22 protein-coding genes are annotated in these 19,430 nt (G+C 66.2%); 15 read left to right on the forward strand and 7 right to left on the reverse strand.

Going from position 1 to position 19,430, the window contains the following annotated elements:
- The first annotated feature begins 6 nt into the window (after positions 1-6).
- Genes F579_RS0112200 through lipB form a run of 3 tightly spaced genes read left to right on the forward strand, consistent with a single transcriptional unit; the run spans position 7 to position 1,867 of the window.
- Positions 7-891 carry a D-amino acid aminotransferase gene (locus F579_RS0112200; protein ID WP_019024957.1) on the forward strand — a complete coding sequence of 295 codons (885 nt, stop codon included), beginning with the start codon at positions 7-9 and terminating at the stop codon, positions 889-891.
- Complete coding sequence (locus tag F579_RS0112205) at positions 888-1,157, forward strand: YbeD family protein (protein WP_017925710.1); 270 nt, start codon at positions 888-890, stop codon at positions 1,155-1,157. The genes F579_RS0112200 and F579_RS0112205 overlap by 4 nt, the downstream gene beginning before the upstream one ends.
- Positions 1,154-1,867 carry a lipoyl(octanoyl) transferase LipB gene (gene lipB / locus F579_RS0112210; protein WP_019024958.1) on the forward strand — a complete coding sequence of 238 codons (714 nt, stop codon included), beginning with the start codon at positions 1,154-1,156 and terminating at the stop codon, positions 1,865-1,867. The genes F579_RS0112205 and lipB overlap by 4 nt, the downstream gene beginning before the upstream one ends.
- Positions 1,868-2,617: 750 nt before the next feature.
- Here lipB and lipA read toward each other — a convergent pair.
- The 6 genes from lipA to F579_RS0112240 form a co-directional block, all read right to left on the reverse strand.
- On the reverse strand, positions 2,618-3,574 hold the full coding sequence (lipA, locus tag F579_RS0112215; RefSeq protein WP_019024959.1) for a lipoyl synthase: 957 nt from the start codon (positions 3,572-3,574) through the stop codon (positions 2,618-2,620).
- A gap of 64 nt (positions 3,575-3,638) precedes the next feature.
- Positions 3,639-4,838 (reverse strand): HDOD domain-containing protein, encoded by a 1,200-nt coding sequence (locus F579_RS0112220; RefSeq protein ID WP_019024960.1) that lies wholly within the window; start codon positions 4,836-4,838, stop codon positions 3,639-3,641.
- 8 nt (positions 4,839-4,846) lie between these two features.
- Positions 4,847-6,058 (reverse strand): HDOD domain-containing protein, encoded by a 1,212-nt coding sequence (locus tag F579_RS0112225; RefSeq protein WP_026301099.1) that lies wholly within the window; start codon positions 6,056-6,058, stop codon positions 4,847-4,849.
- A gap of 95 nt (positions 6,059-6,153) precedes the next feature.
- Entirely contained in the window at positions 6,154-6,738 is a 585-nt protein-coding gene (locus tag F579_RS0112230) for a hypothetical protein (protein ID WP_019024962.1), read from the reverse strand.
- Positions 6,735-7,139 (reverse strand): hypothetical protein, encoded by a 405-nt coding sequence (locus F579_RS0112235; RefSeq protein WP_019024963.1) that lies wholly within the window; start codon positions 7,137-7,139, stop codon positions 6,735-6,737. Before F579_RS0112235 ends, F579_RS0112230 begins: the two co-directional genes overlap by 4 nt.
- A gap of 6 nt (positions 7,140-7,145) precedes the next feature.
- Positions 7,146-7,385 (reverse strand): BolA family protein, encoded by a 240-nt coding sequence (locus F579_RS0112240; RefSeq protein ID WP_017925704.1) that lies wholly within the window; start codon positions 7,383-7,385, stop codon positions 7,146-7,148.
- 232 nt (positions 7,386-7,617) lie between these two features.
- Between F579_RS0112240 and F579_RS0112245 the strand changes: the two genes are divergently transcribed.
- The 3 genes from F579_RS0112245 (at position 7,618) to F579_RS0112255 (ending at position 10,019) form a co-directional block, all read left to right on the forward strand.
- Positions 7,618-8,370 (forward strand): MBL fold metallo-hydrolase, encoded by a 753-nt coding sequence (locus tag F579_RS0112245; protein ID WP_012983326.1) that lies wholly within the window; start codon positions 7,618-7,620, stop codon positions 8,368-8,370.
- A gap of 96 nt (positions 8,371-8,466) precedes the next feature.
- On the forward strand, positions 8,467-9,294 hold the full coding sequence (gene mazG, locus F579_RS0112250) for a nucleoside triphosphate pyrophosphohydrolase (protein ID WP_026301100.1): 828 nt from the start codon (positions 8,467-8,469) through the stop codon (positions 9,292-9,294).
- Positions 9,291-10,019: a ferredoxin--NADP reductase gene (locus F579_RS0112255; RefSeq protein WP_019024965.1), complete on the forward strand. Its 729-nt coding sequence runs from the start codon at positions 9,291-9,293 to the stop codon at positions 10,017-10,019. The genes mazG and F579_RS0112255 overlap by 4 nt, the downstream gene beginning before the upstream one ends.
- A gap of 141 nt (positions 10,020-10,160) precedes the next feature.
- Here the strand turns inward: F579_RS0112255 and nadB are convergent, their stop codons facing one another.
- On the reverse strand, positions 10,161-11,801 hold the full coding sequence (gene nadB, locus F579_RS0112260; protein ID WP_019024966.1) for an L-aspartate oxidase: 1,641 nt from the start codon (positions 11,799-11,801) through the stop codon (positions 10,161-10,163).
- Positions 11,802-11,945: 144 nt separating this feature from the next.
- Here nadB and rpoE point away from each other — a divergent pair, with 144 nt between their 5' ends.
- The 9 genes from rpoE (at position 11,946) to F579_RS0112305 (ending at position 19,419) form a co-directional block, all read left to right on the forward strand.
- A complete protein-coding gene (gene rpoE / locus F579_RS0112265; protein ID WP_019024967.1) occupies positions 11,946-12,527 on the forward strand; it encodes an RNA polymerase sigma factor RpoE in 582 nt (193 codons plus the stop codon).
- Positions 12,528-12,538: 11 nt separating this feature from the next.
- A complete protein-coding gene (locus tag F579_RS0112270; protein ID WP_012983321.1) occupies positions 12,539-13,108 on the forward strand; it encodes a sigma-E factor negative regulatory protein in 570 nt (189 codons plus the stop codon).
- Positions 13,109-13,114: 6 nt separating this feature from the next.
- Complete coding sequence (locus F579_RS0112275) at positions 13,115-14,098, forward strand: MucB/RseB C-terminal domain-containing protein (RefSeq protein WP_019024968.1); 984 nt, start codon at positions 13,115-13,117, stop codon at positions 14,096-14,098.
- Between the two features lie 5 nt (positions 14,099-14,103).
- Complete coding sequence (locus F579_RS0112280) at positions 14,104-14,589, forward strand: SoxR reducing system RseC family protein (RefSeq protein WP_019024969.1); 486 nt, start codon at positions 14,104-14,106, stop codon at positions 14,587-14,589.
- Between the two features lie 88 nt (positions 14,590-14,677).
- A complete protein-coding gene (locus tag F579_RS0112285; protein ID WP_019024970.1) occupies positions 14,678-16,087 on the forward strand; it encodes a DegQ family serine endoprotease in 1,410 nt (469 codons plus the stop codon).
- Positions 16,088-16,139: 52 nt separating this feature from the next.
- Positions 16,140-16,379, forward strand: coding sequence for a glutaredoxin family protein (locus tag F579_RS0112290; RefSeq protein ID WP_026301101.1), 240 nt, complete (start codon positions 16,140-16,142; stop codon positions 16,377-16,379).
- Positions 16,376-18,181: a translation elongation factor 4 gene (lepA, locus tag F579_RS0112295; protein ID WP_019024972.1), complete on the forward strand. Its 1,806-nt coding sequence runs from the start codon at positions 16,376-16,378 to the stop codon at positions 18,179-18,181. Before F579_RS0112290 ends, lepA begins: the two co-directional genes overlap by 4 nt.
- 51 nt (positions 18,182-18,232) lie before the next feature.
- Positions 18,233-19,003, forward strand: a complete 771-nt coding sequence (gene lepB / locus F579_RS0112300) for a signal peptidase I (protein WP_019024973.1) — start codon at positions 18,233-18,235, stop codon at positions 19,001-19,003.
- 59 nt (positions 19,004-19,062) lie between these two features.
- Entirely contained in the window at positions 19,063-19,419 is a 357-nt protein-coding gene (locus tag F579_RS0112305) for a DUF4845 domain-containing protein (protein WP_019024974.1), read from the forward strand.
- The last annotated feature ends 11 nt before the right edge of the window (positions 19,420-19,430 follow it).

Raw genomic sequence — 19,430 nt, forward strand, 5'->3', positions numbered from 1 at the left:
GCGAGTGTGAGCGTTGCGTATTTCAATGGCGAGTTTATGCCGCTCGAATCCGTGCGGATCTCGCCGCTGGATCGCGGGTTTCTGTTCGGGGACTCGGTCTACGAGGTGATTCCCAGCTACGCCGGCCAGTTGTTTCTGCTGACGCAACACCTGGAGCGACTGCAGCGCTCGCTGGGCGCCATCCGCCTCGAATCGCCGCTGTCGCTCGACCAGTGGCGGGCCATGCTGGAAGAGCTCGTCCGGCGCAACGAGGGGGATGAGCCCACCGATCTCGGCCTGTACCTGCAGGTCACGCGCGGGGTTGCCCCGCGCGACCACGCCTTTCCCGCCGCCGGACCACCCACGGTCTTTGCGATGGCGAACCCGATCGCGCCACTGCCGGACACGATCCGCCAGGCCGGGGTCGCTGCGGTCACGGGGCCCGACACGCGCTGGTCCCGCTGTGACATCAAGGCCACTACGCTGCTGGCCAACGTGCTCGCGCGTCAGGAGGCCCGCGAACAGGATGCAGTCGAGGCCATCCTGTTGCGTGATGGGCAGGTGACGGAGGGTGCGGCCAGCAATGTGTTCGCCCTGGTCGATGGCACGCTGGTCACGCCTCCGCTGGCAGCATCGCTGCTTCCGGGGGTGACCAGGGCCCTGGTCCTGCGCCTGGCCGTTCAGTGTGGTCTCGATGTCGTGGAGCGTGATCTGTCCGAGTCCGAGTTGCGTGCGGCCGACGAGATCTGGCTGACCAGTTCAACCAAGGAGCTCCTGCCGGTTTGTCGGCTCGACGGCCATCCGGTGGGAGCCGGGGTCCCGGGTCAGGCCTGGCAGGCCGTTCATGCCGCGTATCAGCAGGCAAAGTGCGACGCTCACCAGTCCCGGACGGCGGTCGAGGGGTGCGCATGACAGACGAACGCGAAAGCCTGATCGAGTTTCCCTGTCGTTTTCCGATCAAGGTCATGGGGGACTCGCACCCGGAACTCCTGGAGGCCGTGGAGGCTTGCGTGGCAGAGCATGTGCCGGACCCGGACGATGCCGTGATCCAGCAGCGCGCCTCCAGTGGCGGGCGCTTCGTCGGCATCACCATCACCTTTACCGCGACCAGTCAGGCCCAGCTCGATGACCTTTACCGGGCCCTGGGGCGCTGCGACCGGGTCCGCATGATCCTGTGACCGGCCCGCTCGTTCCCGGCGGGCCCGTGGTCCGTCTGCTGGGTGTGCAGCCCTATGTGCCCGTCTGGCAGGCGATGCAGCTCCAGGCCCGAGAGCGGGATGCGACGCGTCCGGACGCGTTCTGGTGCGTCGAGCATCCCCCCGTCTTCACCCAGGGCCGTAATGGCCGCCCCGAGCATCTGCTGGACCCCGGCGCGACGCCGGTGGTGGCGATCGATCGCGGGGGGCAGGTGACCTGGCACGGCCCCGGGCAACTGGTCGTCTACACGCTGGTGGACCTGCCGCGTCTGGGGATCGGGGTTCGGCGGCTGGTCCAGGGCCTGGAGCAGGCGGTGATCGATACGCTCGCGCAATGGGGTATCGGCGCGCAGCGCCGGGAGAAGGCGCCGGGGGTGTATGTAGGCGGGGCCAAGATTGCGGCGCTGGGCCTGCGCATCCGGCACGGGCGCAGCATCCACGGGCTGGCGTTGAACATCGCCCCGAGTCTGGCACCGTTTCAGCGCATGAATCCCTGTGGCTATCCCGGCCTCGCCGCGACCTCCATGCAGCAACTGCTCGGCCCGCTGGACGCCACCCGCGTCCGCGAGCAGCTGCTCGCCCATCTAGCCGAACAGCTGTTTCCCGCCGAGGCTTCGAGCATCCGGCATGAGCCCGCTTTGCCGCCCGAGCTTGTCCGGGTTCTGGCGCTGGGGCGTTGTCCTGCGTCCTGAGGCTGGACCTGGTTCGTCCTCTGGAGTTTACGGTGGCTTCGTCCGGCCGCCTGCCAAGCGCTGTCTCGGCAGCGCGCCCCGAGTTACTTCTTTGCTCGTGCAAAGAAGTAACCAAGAAACACGCCCGACTGCCGCGACCCCGGCCCGCTATGCGGGCCGGGGTTTCCCTCGCTCCGAGGGTTTTCGCGGGCGGCGCTGAAACTCGCTGCGCTGTCGCTCCGCTCAGACAGTCAGCGCCTCTCTTCCCGCGAAAACCCTCTCCACTCGGCGCGACGACAACGGGGGTGAAGGTCCAAACAACGGCTGTCCCAGCGACGTAGCACATGGATGGAGGCTGGGTCTTCCGACATTTTAGGCACGCTCGGCCTTCGGCCATGGCGTGCCGCGCCCGCGAGCGGGCACCAAGGGGTGGGTAGGATGCCGATGAGCGTAGCGAATCGCATCAGGGTTAGCCCCGGTGTCGGGATGGTGCGTTTCGCTGCGCTCAACCGCACCCTACGGCGTTGGAGTTGGCTGCAGGCATGGGGATACTTTTGTTTTGACCTTCATCCCCCCGTATGAAGCCCCTTGCGGAATCCGGGTGCACTTCTTTGGGTACTTTCTTGGGCAAGCAAGAAAGTACCTCGGGGTGCGCTGCCGAAACAGCGCTTGGCAGGCGGCGGACCGAAGGCACCGTAAACTCCAGATGCCGAACCAGGCCCAGCCTCAGGGCGCGGGACAACGCCCCAGTGAGAGGGGATGGCGGGCGGGTCAGGCGGTTTCGAGGCCCTGGGCCTGGAGGTCGGCGTGGTAGGACGAACGGACCATCGGGCCGCTCGCCACCTGCTTGAAGCCCATTTCGCGCGCGGCCTCGCCGAGGTCGTCGAACTCCTCTGGTGCCAGGAAGCGCGTGACCGGCAGATGATGGCGCGAGGGCTGCAGGTACTGGCCGAGGGTCAGCATGTCGCAGCCGTGCTCGCGCAGGTCCGCCAGGACCTCCAGAAGCTCCTCGCGGGTCTCGCCCAGCCCCAGCATCAGGCCGGACTTGGTCGGTACTCCGGGATGCTGCTCGCGGAAGCGCTTTAGCAGCTCCAGCGACCACTGATAGTCGGCGCCGGGACGCGCCTCGCGGTAAAGCCGCGGGATCGTCTCGAGGTTGTGGTTGAAGACGTCCGGCGGGGCCTGGTGCATGATCTCCAGCGCCCGGTCCATGCGGCCGCGGAAGTCGGGCACCAGGATCTCGATCTTCGTGGTCGGATTCAGCTTGCGGACCTCGCGGATGCAGTCCACGAAGTGGCCGGCGCCACCGTCACGCAGGTCGTCGCGATCCACCGAGGTGATGACCACGTACTTCAGGCCCAGCGCCTGGATGGTCTCCGCCAGGTGACGGGGCTCATCCGGGTCGAGGGCCTCGGGGCGGCCGTGGGCGACGTCGCAGAACGGGCAGCGGCGAGTGCAGATGTCGCCCATGATCATGAAGGTAGCGGTGCCGTGGGCGAAGCATTCGCCCAGGTTCGGGCAGCTCGCCTCTTCGCAGACGGTGTGCAGCTTCTGGTCGCGCAGGATGCGCTTGATGCGCTGCACCTCGGGCCGGGCCTGGCTCTGGGCACGGATCCACTTCGGCTTGCGCTGCGGCTGCTCGGTCGGGCGGATCTTGACCGGGATGCGCGCGACCTTGTCGGCGGCGCGTTGTTTTTCGCCAGGTTGGGGGCGGGTTCGAGTATCCATATGTCTTCCCTGAGTGGGTTGCGGTCGCCCCGCCAGTGCCGGGGTGATAGCAGCGCGATCGGGGTCAGGCGACCTCGCGGATCAGCGCGTCGATTTCGCGGCGGGCCGTGTCGATTGCGGGCAGCTGCCCGTCGTTGTCGAGCACGAAGCCGAATCGGGTCACGGCGTTTAACTCGGCGAGTGGCGTGCGGTCCGCCAGGGCATCGTCGCCGTCGCGCGTGCAGGCGCTGCGAGCGATGCGCACGATGTCCGTCAGCGGTGCTGCCGTGGCCGTTTCCGGACCGCCGGATTCGCGAATGGCCTCCATGATATCGGATGCCAGACCCCATTGTTGGGCAACCAGTTCGCCGATCAGGCCTTCCAGGCGATAGAGGATGCGTTCGATATCCTCGGCACTGCGGTCGGGGTGGCTGCGGGCGACCTCGCCAATGATGGGTAATGCGCCGACGCGATGCAGCAGGCCGGCCAGCAGGGCCTTTTGGGGGTCGACTGCCTCGCTCTGGTCAGCCAGCACGCAGCTGATCGCCGCGATTCGGGCCGAACGGCGCCACAGGCGTTCCAGCAGGCCGTGGTAGGGGCTGTCGCGCTGGATGAAGACCTGGTGTGCGGCGAGCGCCATCACCAGTTGGCGGGTCCGTTCCAGGCCGAGGCGGGAGACCGCATCGGCCAGCCGCGAGACCTCGCGCTGACTCCCCATGGCCGGGCTGTTGGCCACCGACAGCAGGCGCGCGGCGACACTGGGGTCTTCCTCGATGATGCGGGTGACCCGCTCGATATCGACGTCCGGGTCCTTCAGTGCCGCCTGCAGGTGCAGCGCCACTTCCGGCAACTGCGGCAGTTGCAGTTCGCCGGAGAAGGCGCGGGTGTAGATGCTGGTGAACAGCTCCCCTTCGAGGTCGGACAGCTCGATCTCGCTGACCTCTACGCCTTCGCGTGCACCGTCGATCAGGTTCTCGTAGACCTTGCGGTCGAACAGGGCGATACGCCCGCTACTCGCCGCGATCGCGTGGCTGTGGTAGTCGCGTTCATTGAACAGCGGGTTCAGGGATTCCGGGCTGCCGCCCTTGAGGATGACCGACTGGCCGTCGTCAGACAGGATTACCCGGCCTTCAAGTAGAAAGATCAGATGGCGCCATTCGTCACGCGCATGCAGTTTCAGACCGGGCTTGATATCCAGGGTGCTGGCGTGCTGGAGGAGTTTGTGGTGCGCGCGCTCGCCGAGGTCGGCGAACGGGACCAGTTGTGGAAGACGTTCCTCGAGCACCAGCGCCTCTACATGTCAAAGAGTTTTTGCAATTCCGCCAGGTCGGCGGATCGGGCCTCCAGGAATGCGATCGGTTCCCCGGGAGCGGGGGCATCGATGCCCAGGAGTTCGAAAGCCTTGACCTCGGACGGGGGCGGCAGTTCCTTGCCCTCGGCCTGCAGCGCGGCGTACTGGGCGACCAGCGCGATACTGGCATAGTCGGGCTCCGCCGGCCGGTAGCCCCAGTCGCTGCTGTGTTCTGCGACGTTGACCAGGTCTCCACCCAGATCCCAGTAGTTGATAACCAGCACGCCGGCCAGATTGCGCAGGCGGCGAATCAGACGGGCGACACGCTCGGGCTCCGGGTGATCCTCGCGTACCTCGATGAACTGGATGATCGGGACGGCCCCGATGCCGGCCACCAGGCCGGCGAGCAATGCGCGCTCACGGTCCAGCAGCTTCAGGGAGTCGGCCACGAGATAGGCATAGGCCGATTGCAGGACCCCGTGTTGCCAGACCGCCTCCATGGCTTCACGCGTGGTGGCGTGGCGCGCCTTGAAGGCCTGCCGCATGGCCATGTTCATGGCCAGCATGCGGGTATTGCGAAAGCCCAGACGCGTCACCGCGTCACGTACCGACTGGATCTGTTGCGCACCGCGGAACAGTGGGCTGTTCGTGGCGTGCAGCAGGGCCCCGGCGATGGTCCCGTCGCGCTGGATGACATCGGTCAGCTTGTCGATGTCCGCGTCTGGGTCCTTGGTCAGCTCCTGGATGCGCAGGGCGACCTCGGGCATGGTTGGCAACTCCAGGCGATTGCTGGTGATCAGGTCGTACAGTTCGCCGAAAAAGGCGCCTTCCGTGTCATCGAGTTCGGTGTCGTGCATCACCAGCGAGGCACTGTGGGCCTGCTCCAGCGCCCCTGTGGGCACCTCCAGCATGCGGCAGGGCTTTTCGGTGATGATGAAATCGTGCTGGCCGGCCCCGCCGTCGAACATCTGTAGTGGTGGCTCGCCGTCGCCATCGTCCACGGTAATGCGCGAAGGGGTGCCGCCGCTGACGCGTACCAGTTGCCCGCTCAGCAGAAACAGGTGCCGGTCCGCGACGTCCTGCGGACGCAGGCGCTTGCCGGCGGGCAGCTCCGGGCTGGCGCATGCCTGGGCCAGTTCCGCACGGGCGGACTCCGACAGGTGTGCGGTGAGGTCCATTTCCTGGAGCAGACTGTCGATGGTCGTCGTGTCCATGAGCGATTCCGTTGCCTGTGTTTCGATCATTCCCTGGTCCGGGCGGGGCGCCAGTGGGTTCGTGTCTCCCCGGATCGCTGTGCCCGGCCGCGCAATCACCGCAATGGATCTTGCCGGGTATTTTGCGGGGGAGTCGCGTCTTGTGACGTGGATCTCAGTGTAGCATCCCGTGCTGGTTCAAGGCCCCCGCGACAGGCGAAGGAGGGGCGCTCGTGCGAGTCAACCAGGCCTTCGACACGCAGGAAGGCCCGCGCATCGTCGGCGTCCTCGTCAAACCAGCGTGCGGTTGATCCCAGGCGGAAGCTGTAGCCCCAGGTGTCCATGTCCCGCATCAGGCGTTCGCGACCCACTCCGGGCAGGGCATCGGCGAGCAGGATCTGCAGATAGCACACCCCGCATTCCTCCAGATCATCGCCGCCGGCATTGGTGTGCAGAGTCGCGCGGCGCTCGGGTTCCATGCAGATCAGGTGTGCGGCCTCGTGCAGAGCCGAGTGCAGCGGGGTGTCCGGGCGCACATGCACGGCCAGCCCGATGATCCCGGCCTCGGGCTCGCCCCACCAGGTCCCGGGCAGTGCGGCACCGGGCGGATGCATTACCAGTTGTAGCCCGTAGCGTTCGAGCAGGTCGCGTAGCGGGGTTTCGATGGTGGCATCGCCGCATTCGAGAACGGTTGAGGTCATGGGTCGGAGTTGCCGGGCAGGGCCTGGGTCTGGGCGCGGCTGCGGCGCGGGCATTCCTCCGGGTGCTCGCGGCACCAGTCATCCACCCGTTCGGCAAGGTCGTCCTGAAAGCACAGGAGGTAGAAGCGGGCCTGCTCGCGGTTCGCGATGGCCGGTCGCCCGAGGGCGTCGACCACGCCGGTGCGCAATGCGGCGATGATTGCGTTGGCGGCCTTTTTCTGCGGCCAGGCAGTGATTTGTTCCCAGGCCGCGGGGCTGAAATACAGCCGGAGCAGGTCCGGGCGCGTGGTCAGCAGCATGCGCGTGACATTGCGCAGGGTCGTCTCGGCCTCGCCCCAGTCGTGAACCAGGCCGCCCTCCAGCAGGCGTTCAATCTCCTCGCGGCCCTTGGGCGAGAGCATTGCGTGCTAGGCGCCCGCGGCTTCTTCCGGCGTCAGGGCGCGGATGGACAGCGCATGGACCTCGCCGGAGTCGATCTGGTCGCGCACCGTCGCGTAGACGGTCTGGTGCTTCTTGACCTTGTTCATCCCGGCGAACTGCGGGCTGACGACCAGGGCCTCGAACTTGCCTTCGCCCCCGGTCACTTCGACCTTCTCGGCCTCCGGCAGGCCGGCGCGGATGAGTTCGGCCACTTGATTGGCTTCCATGGTGAGTCCTTGATGTCGATGTGTATGTCGGCAGAGGCCGCATGATAGCCAGTGGCGTGTCACGACAGAAGGGTGGGGCGGGCAGGGCGCGGGAACTCGTGGTCGCCGCGAGGTTCCGAATCGGAACAATGGCGCACGCCACATGTGCCCGGTTGGTGCGTGAACCGGCCGCCGGTTAGCATCGAACCATGTACCCCAATGGACCGGCCCTTGTGGCCACGGAGGACACCGCATGATTTTCAAGCAGCTGTTCGAGGATGAATCGTCCACCTACACCTATCTGTTGAGCTGCCCGGATACGGGCAAGACCGCACTGATCGATCCGGTCATCGAGACCGTGGACCGCGACCTGCGTGTGTTGCAGGAGATGGGGCTGAGCCTCGACTACGCGATCGAGACGCACATCCACGCCGACCACATCACCGGCGGCAAGATGCTGCGCGAGCGGACGGGCTGCCAGCTGGCCGGCCCGGCGCTGGACGAGCTGCCCTGCCGTGACGTCGACCTGCGCGAGGGCGAGCCCTTCCAGGTGGGGAATCTGGTGATTAACCCGCTGTTTACGCCAGGGCATACCGATACCCATCACGCCTACCTGATGGATCACGTCGGCCTGAAGATGCTGTTCTCGGGCGATGCCCTGCTGATCGAGGCCTGCGGCCGCACCGATTTCCAGTCGGGTGACGCCAAGACCCTGTACCGGTCGATCCACGACAAGTTCTTCACCCTGCCGGACGAGACGCTGGTGTATCCGTGCCACGACTACGAGGAGCGTCAGATCACCACCATCGGGCAGGAGAAGATGCGCAACCCGCGCCTGGGCAAGAACAAGCCCGAGGCCGAGTTCATCAAGATCATGGAGGAGATGGACCTGCCGTATCCGAAGAAGATCGACTGGGCGCTGCCCGGCAACGAGGGCTGCGGGATCTGCCCGGACAACCTGCCGGACGAGAAAAAGCGCCTCTGCGAGCCGGATCAGCAGGGCTGACCGAGGGTGGCGGGGCCGATTGCACGGCCCTGACACTGGCACCGGGGTGTGGTGGGCGGTTTTGCCTGCCCACCGGACCCCTTAGACTCCACCCTCATGAGGAATACCAATCCCGTGGAGCGCCTGCGCGCGATCATGGCGCGCCTGCGTGATCCCGAGCAGGGCTGTGCCTGGGACCGGGCGCAGACTGCCCAGACCATCGTGCCTCACACGCTGGAGGAGGCCTTCGAGCTGGCCGATGCGATCGCTCGCGACGATGGCCGCGAGGCGGCTAGTCGCGAGCTGCGCGACGAACTGGGCGATCTTCTCTTTCAGGTGGTCTTCCAGGCGCGGATCGCGGAGGAGGCGGGGCGCTTTGACCTCGATGACATCGCCCGTGCGATCGGCGACAAGCTGGTGCGGCGCCACCCGCATGTTTTCGCCGATGCCGAATACTCGGACGATGCCGCCCGCGAGGCGGCCTGGGAGTCGGCCAAGGCCGAGGAGCGCGCCGCGCGCGACCACCACAGCGCGATGGACGATATCCCGCTGGCGATGCCGGCCCTGGCCCGTGCCGCCAAGACCCAGCGCCGCGCCGCCCGGCTGGGCTTCGACTGGGACGATCCGGCCCCGGTGCTGGAGAAGATCCACGAGGAACTGGACGAGGTCCGCGAGGAGTTGGCCGGCGACGCCGATCCCGAGCGTGTGGCCGAGGAGATCGGCGATCTGCTGTTTGCCGTGACCAACTGGGCGCGTCATCTGGGGGTGGAGCCGGAGGGTGCGCTGCGCGGGACCACGCGCAAGTTCGAGGCGCGCTTTCGTACCATGGAGGCCCTGGCCCGCGCGCAGGGGCAGGCCCTTGAAGAACTGGATTTCGACGCCCAGGAGGCCCTTTACCAGGAGGCCCGGCGGCGTGAACGCGACAACAACACGGACCCCGAATGACACACGCCGTTGAACTGCCCGAACACTTCATGCCGGCCCGGATCGAGGCCATCGAACAGGTCACACCGCTGATCAAGGTCTTTACCCTGTCGGCCGACCCGGCGCGCTTTTCCAGCAAGGCCGGGCAGTGGCTGGACCTGGTGATCCCGCAGCCCGCTGGCAAGCCCTTTGTCGGGGGGTATTCGGTGGTCTCCGCGCCGCGTGATGACGGGCGGCTGCAGCTCGCGATCAAGTATGCCGATCACCATCACGCCACGCATTACCTGCACACCACCGCGCGCGAGGGGGATACGGTCTATATCACCCCCGGCCAGGGCAGCTTCTTCTTCGAGCCGGGTATGGCACGGAACGTCGTGCTGCTGGGCGCGGGGATCGGGGTTACGCCACTGTTCAGCATCCTGCGTGCGGTCAATGACGGCATGCCGGACGTTTACGCCCATCTCGTCTACAGCGTCGCTCACCAGGACGAGATGCTGTTCCCCGACGAGCTGGCGCACCTGGCCAAGGCCGAGAACATCGACGTAACGCTGACAGTGACGCGCGAGGCCGAGGACTGGCTGGGCCACACCGGGCGCATCAGCCACGAGCTCCTCGAGTCCCTGAACCTGCCGCGCGACGCCCTGTTCTACTTCTGCGGTTCGCGCGAGTTCATCGAGGACATGGCGGCGTTGCTGGCCGAGTGGGGGATCCCCGAGGTCCAGCTCAAGTACGAGAAGTGGTGGTAGCGCCGCCGCGCTTGCCTCCGTTATTGCGAGGAGCCGCAGGCGACGCGGCAACCGCCCGAAGCTGACGTCGCTTTGGGGTTCGCTGGCTTGCGGATACCGATTGTTTCGTCGCGATGCTCCTCGCAATGACGGAGGAGCAGCTTACGGCCGGCGGCGGTCGCCCGGGCGCAGGGCGTTGTCCGGTGCCAGGATCGTCGGCTGCCCGTCCAGGGCCGGGTCGGTCTCGGGGTAGTCGCGGATAAAGTGCAGCCCGCGGCTTTCCTTGCGGGACAGAGCGCTGGTTACGATGATCTCCGCGACCATGGCCAGGTTGCGCAGCTCGAGCAGGTCCGGCGAGATACGGAAGTGGCTGTAATACTCGTGGATTTCTTCCTGCAGAATGCGGATGCGGCGCTCGGCGCGATGCAGGCGCTCGCGGGTGCGCACAATGCCGACGTAGTCCCACATCAGGCGTCGCAGTTCGTCCCAGTCGTGGGCGACCACGACCTCTTCCTCGGATTCCGTGACCCGTGACTCGTCCCAGGCGGGTGGTACCGCGAGCTGCTCCGGCGCGGGCAGATCGGTCTGCGACAGGATGTGCTCGGCGGCCGCGCGGGCATAGACCAGGCACTCCAGCAAGGAATTGCTGGCCATGCGGTTGGCCCCGTGCAGGCCGGTATAGGAGACCTCGCCGGCCGCGTACAGGCCCGGCAGGTCGGTCTGGCCAAAGTGGTTCACCATCACCCCGCCACAGGTGTAGTGCGCGGCCGGCACCACCGGCAGCGGTTCGCGAGTCATGTCGAAGCCGAACTCCAGGCAGCGCTCGTGGATCGTCGGGAAGTGCTCGCGGATGAACTCTGCCGGTTTGTGACTGATGTCCAGGTTCACATGATCCAGGCCGAGGCGTTTCATCTCGTGGTCGACCGCGCGGGCGACGATGTCGCGCGGGGCCAGTTCCGCGCGCTCGTCGAAGCGCGGCATGAAGCGTTCTCCGTCGGGGAGCAGCAGCAGACCGCCCTCGCCACGCACCGCCTCGGAGATCAGGAACGACTTGGCGCGCGGGTGGAACAGGCAGGTCGGGTGGAACTGCATGAACTCCATGTTCGCGATGCGGCAGCCGGCACGCCAGGCCATTGCGATCCCGTCGCCGGTGGCGCCATCGGGGTTGGAGCTGTACAGATAGACCTTGCTCGCGCCGCCGGTCGCCAGGATCACGGTCGGGGCGAGGATGGTCTCCACTTCGCGGGTCTTGGCGTCCTGCACATAGGCGCCGACCACGCGCCGGGTGCCATCCACGGGCTGGGTGATCAGGTCCACCGCCACGTGGCGCTCGAAGACCTCGATGCTGGCCTGCCCGGAGGCGCTCTTTACAAGCGCATCCTCGATCGCGCGGCCCGTGGCGTCGGCGGCATGGGCGACGCGTCGGGCGCTGTGCCCCCCCTCGCGGGTCAGGTGCAGGCGGCTGCGCCCCTCCAGGGCCTCACGCGTGAACGGCACGCCGAGGTTCAGCAGCCACTGGATCGCCTCGGGGCCGGCGGCCACGGTGCGGCGTACGGCGTCCGGGTCGCACAGGCCGGCCCCCGCATCCAGGGTGTCGGCGATATGGGCATCGAACGAGTCGGCGCGGTCGAGAACGGCGGAGATGCCGCCCTGGGCATAGCGGGTCGAGCCCTCGTCCACCGGGCCTTTGCTGATCACGGTTACGCGGCGATGGGGGGCCAGATGCAGGGCGGCGGAGAGCCCCGCCGCGCCGCTACCGATGACCAGTACGTCGGCCAGGCGAGGTTGTTGTACTGTTCCCATGGCTCAGGTAACGTGCTGCGCTTGTTGCCCGAGCAAATCGTGGCCCTTTCGCAACAGTGTTGTGCGGAAAGCGAACTTAATGCGAGTCAGGCGGTCCATGCATCATAGATTACCGGAGACCGGTGCCCTGGCGGGAGCCCCCGCATGAGCGAGAAGGCTTCCGACGAGGCCCTGGTCAAACGCGTACAAAACGGCGACAAGGCGGCTTTCGACATCCTGGTGCTGAAGTATCAGCACAAGATCATCAATCTGGTCGGGCGCTATGTGCATGATCAGGCTGCCGCCCTGGATGTGTCCCAGGAGGCCTTTATCAAGGCGTACCGGGGGCTGGCGAACTTTCGCGGCGAGAGTGCGTTCTACACCTGGCTCTACCGCATCGCCATCAATACGGCCAAGAACTACCTGGTTTCCCAGGGACGGCGGCGGCCGGAGGCCGAAGTCGACGCACAGGACGCGGAACAGATGAGCGGTGATTCCGCTCTCAAGGACAATGCAACCCCGGAGGGGGAGCTCTTGTCCGAGGAGATAGAAGGCGCGGTGCAGCGCACCATCGAGAAACTGCCCGACGACCTTCGCATGGCGATTACGCTGCGCGAAATCGAGGGACTGAGTTACGAAGAAATCGCGCAGACGATGGGATGTCCGATCGGTACCGTACGGTCGCGCATCTTCAGGGCCCGCGAGGCCATCGACCGGACCTTGCGTCCTTTGTTAGACGAAGAATGACGAGAAGCACCATGAAAGAACAAGTCACCAAGAATGAACGTCTATCCGCCCTCGTAGACGGAGAAACGGATGACTTCGAGACGCGGCGCCTGATCGACGAACTGGTCAAGTCCGAAGAGGACCGCAACCAGTGGGAACGCTATCACCTGATCGGCGACAGTCTCCGCGGCGGGCTGCGCAACACCGCCCCCGCACATTTCATGGATGATATCCGCACGGCCCTGGCGGACGAACCCGTCCTGCAGGGTGTACCCCGACGCGAGTCGCCGCGCTGGCTGAAGCCCGTCGCCGGCACCGGAGTGGCCGCGGCCGTGGCGATGGTCACGCTGGTGGGCATGCAGATGCTGGGGGATCAACCCGGTCAGGATGCGACCCCGGTGGCCGTGGAAAGCGGTACCCCGGCGGCTACGGGTGACGTGCAGACGGCCAGCTCCCGCGCCGGTGCCGATGACTCGGCACAGACGGAGGGTGGCGACTCCCTGGATCCGCGGTTTGCCCGCTACCTCGAGAACCATGCCGAACTGACCGGTCCGGGCTCCTCGGCCCTGGGACGCGTACGCTACTCGGTCAGCGACGAGTAATACGTCATGTGGCGTGGGCTGCCGCTCGTTCTGGCCGCAACCGCGCTCTGCCTTCCGGCACAGGTCCTCGCGGACGAGGCCTCGCCGTCGGAATGGCTCGAGCGCATGACGACAAGCCTGCATGCGGAGAGCTACCAGGGCACCTTCGTGTTGCAGCGCGATGACCGCATCGACACCATTCGTGTGGTGCATGTCGCCGAGGATGGTGGCTATCGCGAGCGCCTGGAGACCCTGACTGGCGCCGAACGCGAGATCCTTCGATCGGTGGACCGCCTGAGCGCGATCAAGGGCGCGCGCGGCGCGTCGGGCGATGGTGCGCAGTCGCCGCTGGGGCCTGCCGGTGCGCCCGTTTCCCTGCTGGAAGAACACGACCTCTATGCCCTGGATATCCAGGGACTGGACCGCGTGGCCGGTTACCCCTGCACCCTGATTCTGGCGCGCGCGCGGGATGCCCTGCGCTACAGCCATCGCTACTGTCTCCATATGGACAGTGCCCTGCCGCTCCTGAGCGAGCTGTACGACCCCAAGGGCAAGCTGCTGGAGCGGCTTGCCTTCACCGATCTGGAGTTGAGCGACGAGATCGCCGAGAGCGAACTCGAGCCGACGACCGATCAGGCCGAGCACATCGAGGTGCGCGCCGATCGCGGCCACAAGAAGCCCCAGTGGGACGACGACAACGGCCTGGGTGGCTGGAAGTTTGGTGAACTCCCCCCTGGCTTTCAGGCAGTCGCCGCCACGGAGCGCTCGCTGGGTAATGGGGACGAGGTCTCGCGCCACTTCGTGCTGAGTGATGGCCTGGCGTCGGTGTCGGTCTATGTAGAGCCGGCGGATGGCGAGAAGAGTTTCGAGGGTACGACCCGTGCCGGCGCCACGCATGCCGCGGCGCGGGTGATGGCCGGGCATCAGGTCACGGCGGTCGGCGATGTGCCCCATATTACGGTCCAGCAGGTGCTGGACGCGGTCTATTACCAGGGCGCCGCGGGCGAGTAAGACCCGTGGGACACTGGATCGAGGAACAGGGTGTCGTGCTCTCGGCCGAGGCGCACAGCGCGCGCGTGCGCATCGAGCGCCAGTCCACCTGCGGAAGCTGTTCGGCCCGCACCGGCTGCGGTAGCGGTGTGCTGTCCGAGGTGCTGGGGCGAAAGGCTGTGGAGGTGACCATTGGTCACCCGGGTCAGCTCCGTGCCGGCGATCGCGTGATCATCGGGATTCGCGATCAGGCCCTGGTCTCGGGGGCGCTGGCGATGTACCTGCTGCCTCTGCTGGGCCTGGTTGCCGTGCCGGGGCTGCTGATGCTGGCCTGGCCGCTGCTGGGCGAGGGCTGGCTGATGCTGGCCGGTGCGGCGGGTTTTGTGCTGGGGCTCGGCGGGGTGCGGTACTGGATGCGCCACCGCGCGCCGGATCTGGCGCCGGTATTCCTGCGGCGCGAGACGGGTGCGGGGGTGGTCCGGGCGCAGGGCCGTCCGCGTCCGATCGAATAATGCAGGCAATCGCCGGGAACTTGTCCCGGTACGAATTTTCTAGAGCATGAACGCACGAGCAAGAGCGGCTTCAATCATGACGCGACCGATGCAATGGGCCCTGCTGGGGCTGATCCTGTTTGCCTTCTCCCTGCCGGCCTCGGCGCGCATGCTGCCGGACTTTGTTCCGCTGGCGGAGGAGCACAGCCCCGCGGTGGTCAATATTTCCACCACGCGTGAGCGCGAGGGTGGTCAGACGGGCGGACACCCCGATTTCGAGGGCTCTCCGTTCGAGGACCTGTTCGAACGCTTCTTCGGTTCGCCCCCGGGCGGCGAGGGGGGGCAGGGACGGATGCCCGAGCGCAGCTCGCTGGGGTCCGGCTTTATCTACACCGAGGACGGCTACATCATCACGGCGAACCACGTCGTGGAGGGGGCCTCCGAGGTTGTCGTGCATCTCTCCGACCGGCGTGTGTTCGATGCCGAAGTGGTCGGCAAGGACCCGCAAAGCGACGTGGCCCTGCTGAAGATCGATGCCGATGACCTGCCGACGCTGGAGCTGGGCTCCTCGGACGACCTCAAGGTCGGCGAGTGGGTGCTGGCGATCGGCTCGCCGTTTGGCTTTGACCACTCCGTGACGGCCGGGATCGTCAGCGCCAAGGGGCGCAACCTCCCGACCGAGAATTACGTCCCGTTCATCCAGACCGATGTCGCGATCAACCCCGGGAATTCGGGTGGCCCGCTGCTGAATCTGGACGGCAAGGTCGTGGGGATTAATGCCCAGATCTACAGCCGCACCGGTGGCTTCATGGGGCTGTCGTTCGCTGTCCCGATCGAGATGGTCGAGGATGTCGTCAAGCAGCTGCGCGAGCACGGCGAGGTCACGCGAGGCTGGCTGGGCGTGCTGATCCAGGAGGTGACCCGTGATCTGGCCGAGTCGTTTGGCATGGACAAGCCCAGCGGCGCCCTGGTCGCCCGCGTGCAGTCGGACAGCCCGGCGGAGAAGGCCGGCTTCGAGACGGGGGATGTGATCCTCAAGTTCAATGGGATCGAGGTCCCGAACTCCTCCGCGCTGCCGCCGATCGTGGGACGTACACCGGTCGGTACCGAGGCCGAGGTGGAGATTCGTCGCGGCGAGGAGACCAGGACCCTGACGGTCGAGATCGAACGCCTGCCGGACGATATCGCGGCGGAGCGCGGCGGTCCCCAGCCGGAGCAGGGAGAGCGTGCCGAGCCGCAAAGCCTGCTCGGGATGCACCTGGAGCCGCTGGACGCGGCCCAGGCCGAGGAGCTGGGCCTCGACGGCGGGCTCGTGGTTACGGAGGTGACCGGCAACCCGGCGCGTTCCTCCGGCATTCGCCCGGGTGACGTGATCGTGCAGTTCGGTCGCCACTCGGTGGACTCGCTGGAGGAGCTGGAAGAGCAGATCGAGGCCGCCGGTAGCGGACGCACGGTGCCGGTCCTGATTCAGCGCGACGGCAACCCGACCTTTATCGCCCTGCGCATCCCGTCCGAATGATGGTCCTGCCCGGACCCGGGCGCTGTGCGCCCGGGCGGCGGCGGCGATCATGATGCGGACCCTGACGCTGTATCACCGCGAGGGCTGCGGGCTTTGCGAGCAGATGCTCGCGGAGCTTTCGGCCCTCAAAAGTCGTTATACTTTCGCCCTCGAGGTCGTCGACATCGACGAGGACCCGGACCTGCGCGCGCGTTTCAACGCGAAGGTCCCGGTGCTTGCGGTCGACGGCGACATTCTTTGCTGCCATTTCCTCGACCGAAAGGCACTGCTGGACCTACTGGCCCCTGCATGACCGAAACTCGCCTCACCCGTAATTTTTCCATCATCGCGCATATCGACCACGGCAAGTCCACGCTGGCCGACCGCCTGATTCAGGGCTGCCATGGCCTGACCGAGCGCGAGATGTCCGAGCAGGTGCTGGACTCGATGGACCTGGAGCGCGAGCGCGGGATCACCATCAAGGCACAGAGCGTCTCGCTGTTCTACGACGCCCAGGACGGCCAGCGTTACCAGCTGAATTTCATCGATACCCCGGGGCATGTGGATTTTTCCTACGAGGTGTCGCGTTCGCTGTATGCCTGCGAGGGCGCACTGCTGGTGGTCGATGCCTCCCAGGGTGTGGAGGCGCAGAGTGTGGCCAACTGCTACACCGCGATCGACCAGGGGCTCGAGGTCGTCCCGGTGCTGAACAAGATCGACCTGCCGGCGGCCGAACCCGACCGCGTGGCGGCCGAGATCGAGGACGTGATCGGCATCGAGGCCACCGACGCCGTGCGGGTCTCCGCCAAGACCGGCGAGGGCATCGCCGAGCTGCTGGAGGAGATCGTGCGCCGCATCCCGCCGCCGGAGGGGGACGCCGAGGCCGCGCCCAAGGCGCTGGTGATCGACTCCTGGTACGACAACTACCTGGGCGTAGTCGCGCTGGTGCGGGTGAAGGCCGGGCGCTTCTACGCGGGGCAGAAGATCAAGGCGATGTCGGTTGGGCGTGCCCACGAGGTCAGTCGGGTCGGGGTGTTCACGCCCAAGCCGGTGGACCGCGAGACCCTGGAGGTGGGCGAGGTCGGCTACCTGATCGCGACTATCAAGGACATCTCCGGGGCCAAGGTGGGCGACACCTTCACCGACTTCAACAACCCGGCCTCGGAACCGGTGCCGGGCTTCCAGGAGGTCCAGCCGCGGGTGTTCGCCGGACTGTTCCCGGTCAGCGCGGATGACTTCAACGACCTGCGTGATGCGCTGGACAAGCTGCGCCTGAACGATGCCGCGCTGTCCTTCGAGCCGGAGACCTCGCAGGCGCTGGGCTTCGGCTTTCGCTGCGGCTTCCTCGGCATGCTGCACATGGAGATCGTGCAGGAGCGCCTGGAGCGCGAGTACGACCTCGACCTGATTACCACCGCGCCCACGGTGGTCTACGAGGTGGAAAAGAGCGACGGCGAGGTGGTGATGGTGCACAACCCCTCCGGGCTGCCGCCGAGCAACGAGATTGCCGAGATTCGCGAGCCGATCATCGAGGCGAACATCCTCGTGCCACAGGACTACGTCGGCGCGGTGATCACCCTGTGCATCGAAAAGCGCGGGGTGCAGACCAAGATGCAGTACCTGGGGCGTCAGGTGCAGCTGTCCTACGAGCTGCCGATGTCCGAGGTGATGCTGGATTTCTTCGACCGGCTGAAGTCCGCAACCCGTGGCTACGCCTCGTTCGACTACCAGCCGCGGCGCTTCCAGGCGGCGCCACTGGTGCGCGTGGATATCCTGATCAACGGCGAGCGGGTGGATGCCCTGTCCGGGATCGTGCATCGTGACCATGCGGAGTCGCGCGGTCGCGAGCTGACCGAGCGCATGGCCAAGATCATCCCGCGGCAGATGTACGAGGTGGCGATCCAGGCGGCGATCGGCTCGAAGATTATCGCGCGCTCCACGGTCAAGGCGATGCGCAAGAACGTGCTGGCCAAGTGCTACGGCGGCGACGTCTCGCGCAAGCGCAAGCTGCTGGAGAAGCAGAAGGCGGGCAAGAAACGCATGAAGTCGATTGGCAAGGTCGATGTGCCGCAGGAGGCCTTCCTGGCAGTACTGTCGGTCGGCGACGACAAATAACGCGCCCGGGTCGGAGCGGGCACGCCGCAAGGCGGTGATCGAGGACAATACATGGCGAATCTGGAACTGATCCTGGTACTGGCCACGGCCGCAACGGGCCTGATCTGGCTGGGCTGGGTGCTCCTGCGGCGGCGGCTGAGCCCCGAGCGCCAGGCGCGCATGCCGTGGTTCGTGGACTATTCGCGCTCGTTCTTTCCGGTGCTGCTGATCGTACTGGTGCTGCGCTCGTTCGTGGCCGAGCCGTTCCGTATCCCGTCGGGCTCCATGATGCCGACCCTGCTGGTGGGGGACTTCATCATGGTGAACAAGTTCTCCTACGGGATTCGCCTGCCGGTCACACGCACCAAGGTCTTTGATATGGGTGAGCCCGAGCGTGGCGAGGTCGTGGTGTTCAAGTACCCGCGCAATCCGCAAGAGGACTACATCAAGCGGGTGATCGGTCTGCCGGGCGATACCATCGAGTTCCGTGATCGTGTGCTGTACGTCAACGGCGAGGCACAGTCGGCCGAGCGTGTGGGCACCTTCGAGGGTGAGGGCTCCGGGGAAGTCATGTCGGGGGCCTCGCTGTACGAGGAAACCCTCGACGGACGCACCTACACGACGCTGATGCGCGAGGAACGCCCAAGCCTGGATGGCTCGGTGACGGTCCCCGACGGCCACTACTTCATGGTCGGAGACAATCGCGACAACTCGAACGACAGCCGGACCTGGGGTTTTGTCTCCGAGGACCTGCTGGTGGGGCGTGCCCTCTTTATCTGGCTGCATTGGGATTACAATGAAGGGCACAGGGACTTTTCCCGGATTGGCCAGGCAATTCGTTAGGTCCATTTCGCGGGCGCAGGCAACCAGGGGATAGGGCGATGCGGCATTCCAGACATTCCATGCGCGGGGCGGGTGCCCTGACGGTGATGGCGTTGATCCTGCTGGCGCTGCTGGTCGGGACCTTCGTGATCAAGATGGGCACTCAGTACACCCAGTATCTGACGGTGCGCTCGATCATGCAGGATGTCGCGACCCAGCCCGGTGCGGCCGAGAAAAGCGAGCGCGAGCTGTGGCGCGAGATGAACCGCCGCTTCCAGATCAACTCGGTGTACGACGGGATCGAGGAGGAAGACTTCTCGGTGACCGAGGAGGGCGATCGCCGGCAGATGCATCTGGAATACGAAGTCCGCCGCGAGTTCCTGGGGAACGTGGATGTGGTCGCGCGTTTTTCCCGTAGCGAAACCCTGGCGCCCTAGAGAAACACTGT

The organism is Thioalkalivibrio sp. ALJ21 (assembly GCF_000378605.1).
Classification (GTDB): Bacteria; Pseudomonadota; Gammaproteobacteria; order Ectothiorhodospirales; family Ectothiorhodospiraceae; genus Thioalkalivibrio.

Coding starts and splice junctions, on each gene's coding strand:
- F579_RS0112255 (WP_019024965.1), top strand. CDS start 9,291: ATGACACACGCCGTTGAACTGCCCGAACACTTCATGCCGGCCCGGATC.
- F579_RS0112305 (WP_019024974.1), top strand. CDS start 19,063: ATGCGCGGGGCGGGTGCCCTGACGGTGATGGCGTTGATCCTGCTGGCG.
- F579_RS0112205 (WP_017925710.1), top strand. CDS start 888: ATGACAGACGAACGCGAAAGCCTGATCGAGTTTCCCTGTCGTTTTCCG.
- F579_RS0112275 (WP_019024968.1), top strand. CDS start 13,115: ATGTGGCGTGGGCTGCCGCTCGTTCTGGCCGCAACCGCGCTCTGCCTT.
- lepA (WP_019024972.1), top strand. CDS start 16,376: ATGACCGAAACTCGCCTCACCCGTAATTTTTCCATCATCGCGCATATC.
- nadB (WP_019024966.1), bottom strand. CDS start 11,801: ATGGGAACAGTACAACAACCTCGCCTGGCCGACGTACTGGTCATCGGT.
- lepB (WP_019024973.1), top strand. CDS start 18,233: ATGGCGAATCTGGAACTGATCCTGGTACTGGCCACGGCCGCAACGGGC.
- mazG (WP_026301100.1), top strand. CDS start 8,467: ATGAGGAATACCAATCCCGTGGAGCGCCTGCGCGCGATCATGGCGCGC.
- F579_RS0112225 (WP_026301099.1), bottom strand. CDS start 6,058: ATGGACACGACGACCATCGACAGTCTGCTCCAGGAAATGGACCTCACC.
- F579_RS0112240 (WP_017925704.1), bottom strand. CDS start 7,385: ATGGAAGCCAATCAAGTGGCCGAACTCATCCGCGCCGGCCTGCCGGAG.
- lipA (WP_019024959.1), bottom strand. CDS start 3,574: ATGGATACTCGAACCCGCCCCCAACCTGGCGAAAAACAACGCGCCGCC.
- rpoE (WP_019024967.1), top strand. CDS start 11,946: ATGAGCGAGAAGGCTTCCGACGAGGCCCTGGTCAAACGCGTACAAAAC.
- F579_RS0112230 (WP_019024962.1), bottom strand. CDS start 6,738: ATGACCTCAACCGTTCTCGAATGCGGCGATGCCACCATCGAAACCCCG.
- F579_RS0112270 (WP_012983321.1), top strand. CDS start 12,539: ATGAAAGAACAAGTCACCAAGAATGAACGTCTATCCGCCCTCGTAGAC.
- F579_RS0112290 (WP_026301101.1), top strand. CDS start 16,140: ATGCGGACCCTGACGCTGTATCACCGCGAGGGCTGCGGGCTTTGCGAG.
- F579_RS0112285 (WP_019024970.1), top strand. CDS start 14,678: ATGCAATGGGCCCTGCTGGGGCTGATCCTGTTTGCCTTCTCCCTGCCG.
- F579_RS0112235 (WP_019024963.1), bottom strand. CDS start 7,139: ATGCTCTCGCCCAAGGGCCGCGAGGAGATTGAACGCCTGCTGGAGGGC.
- F579_RS0112245 (WP_012983326.1), top strand. CDS start 7,618: ATGATTTTCAAGCAGCTGTTCGAGGATGAATCGTCCACCTACACCTAT.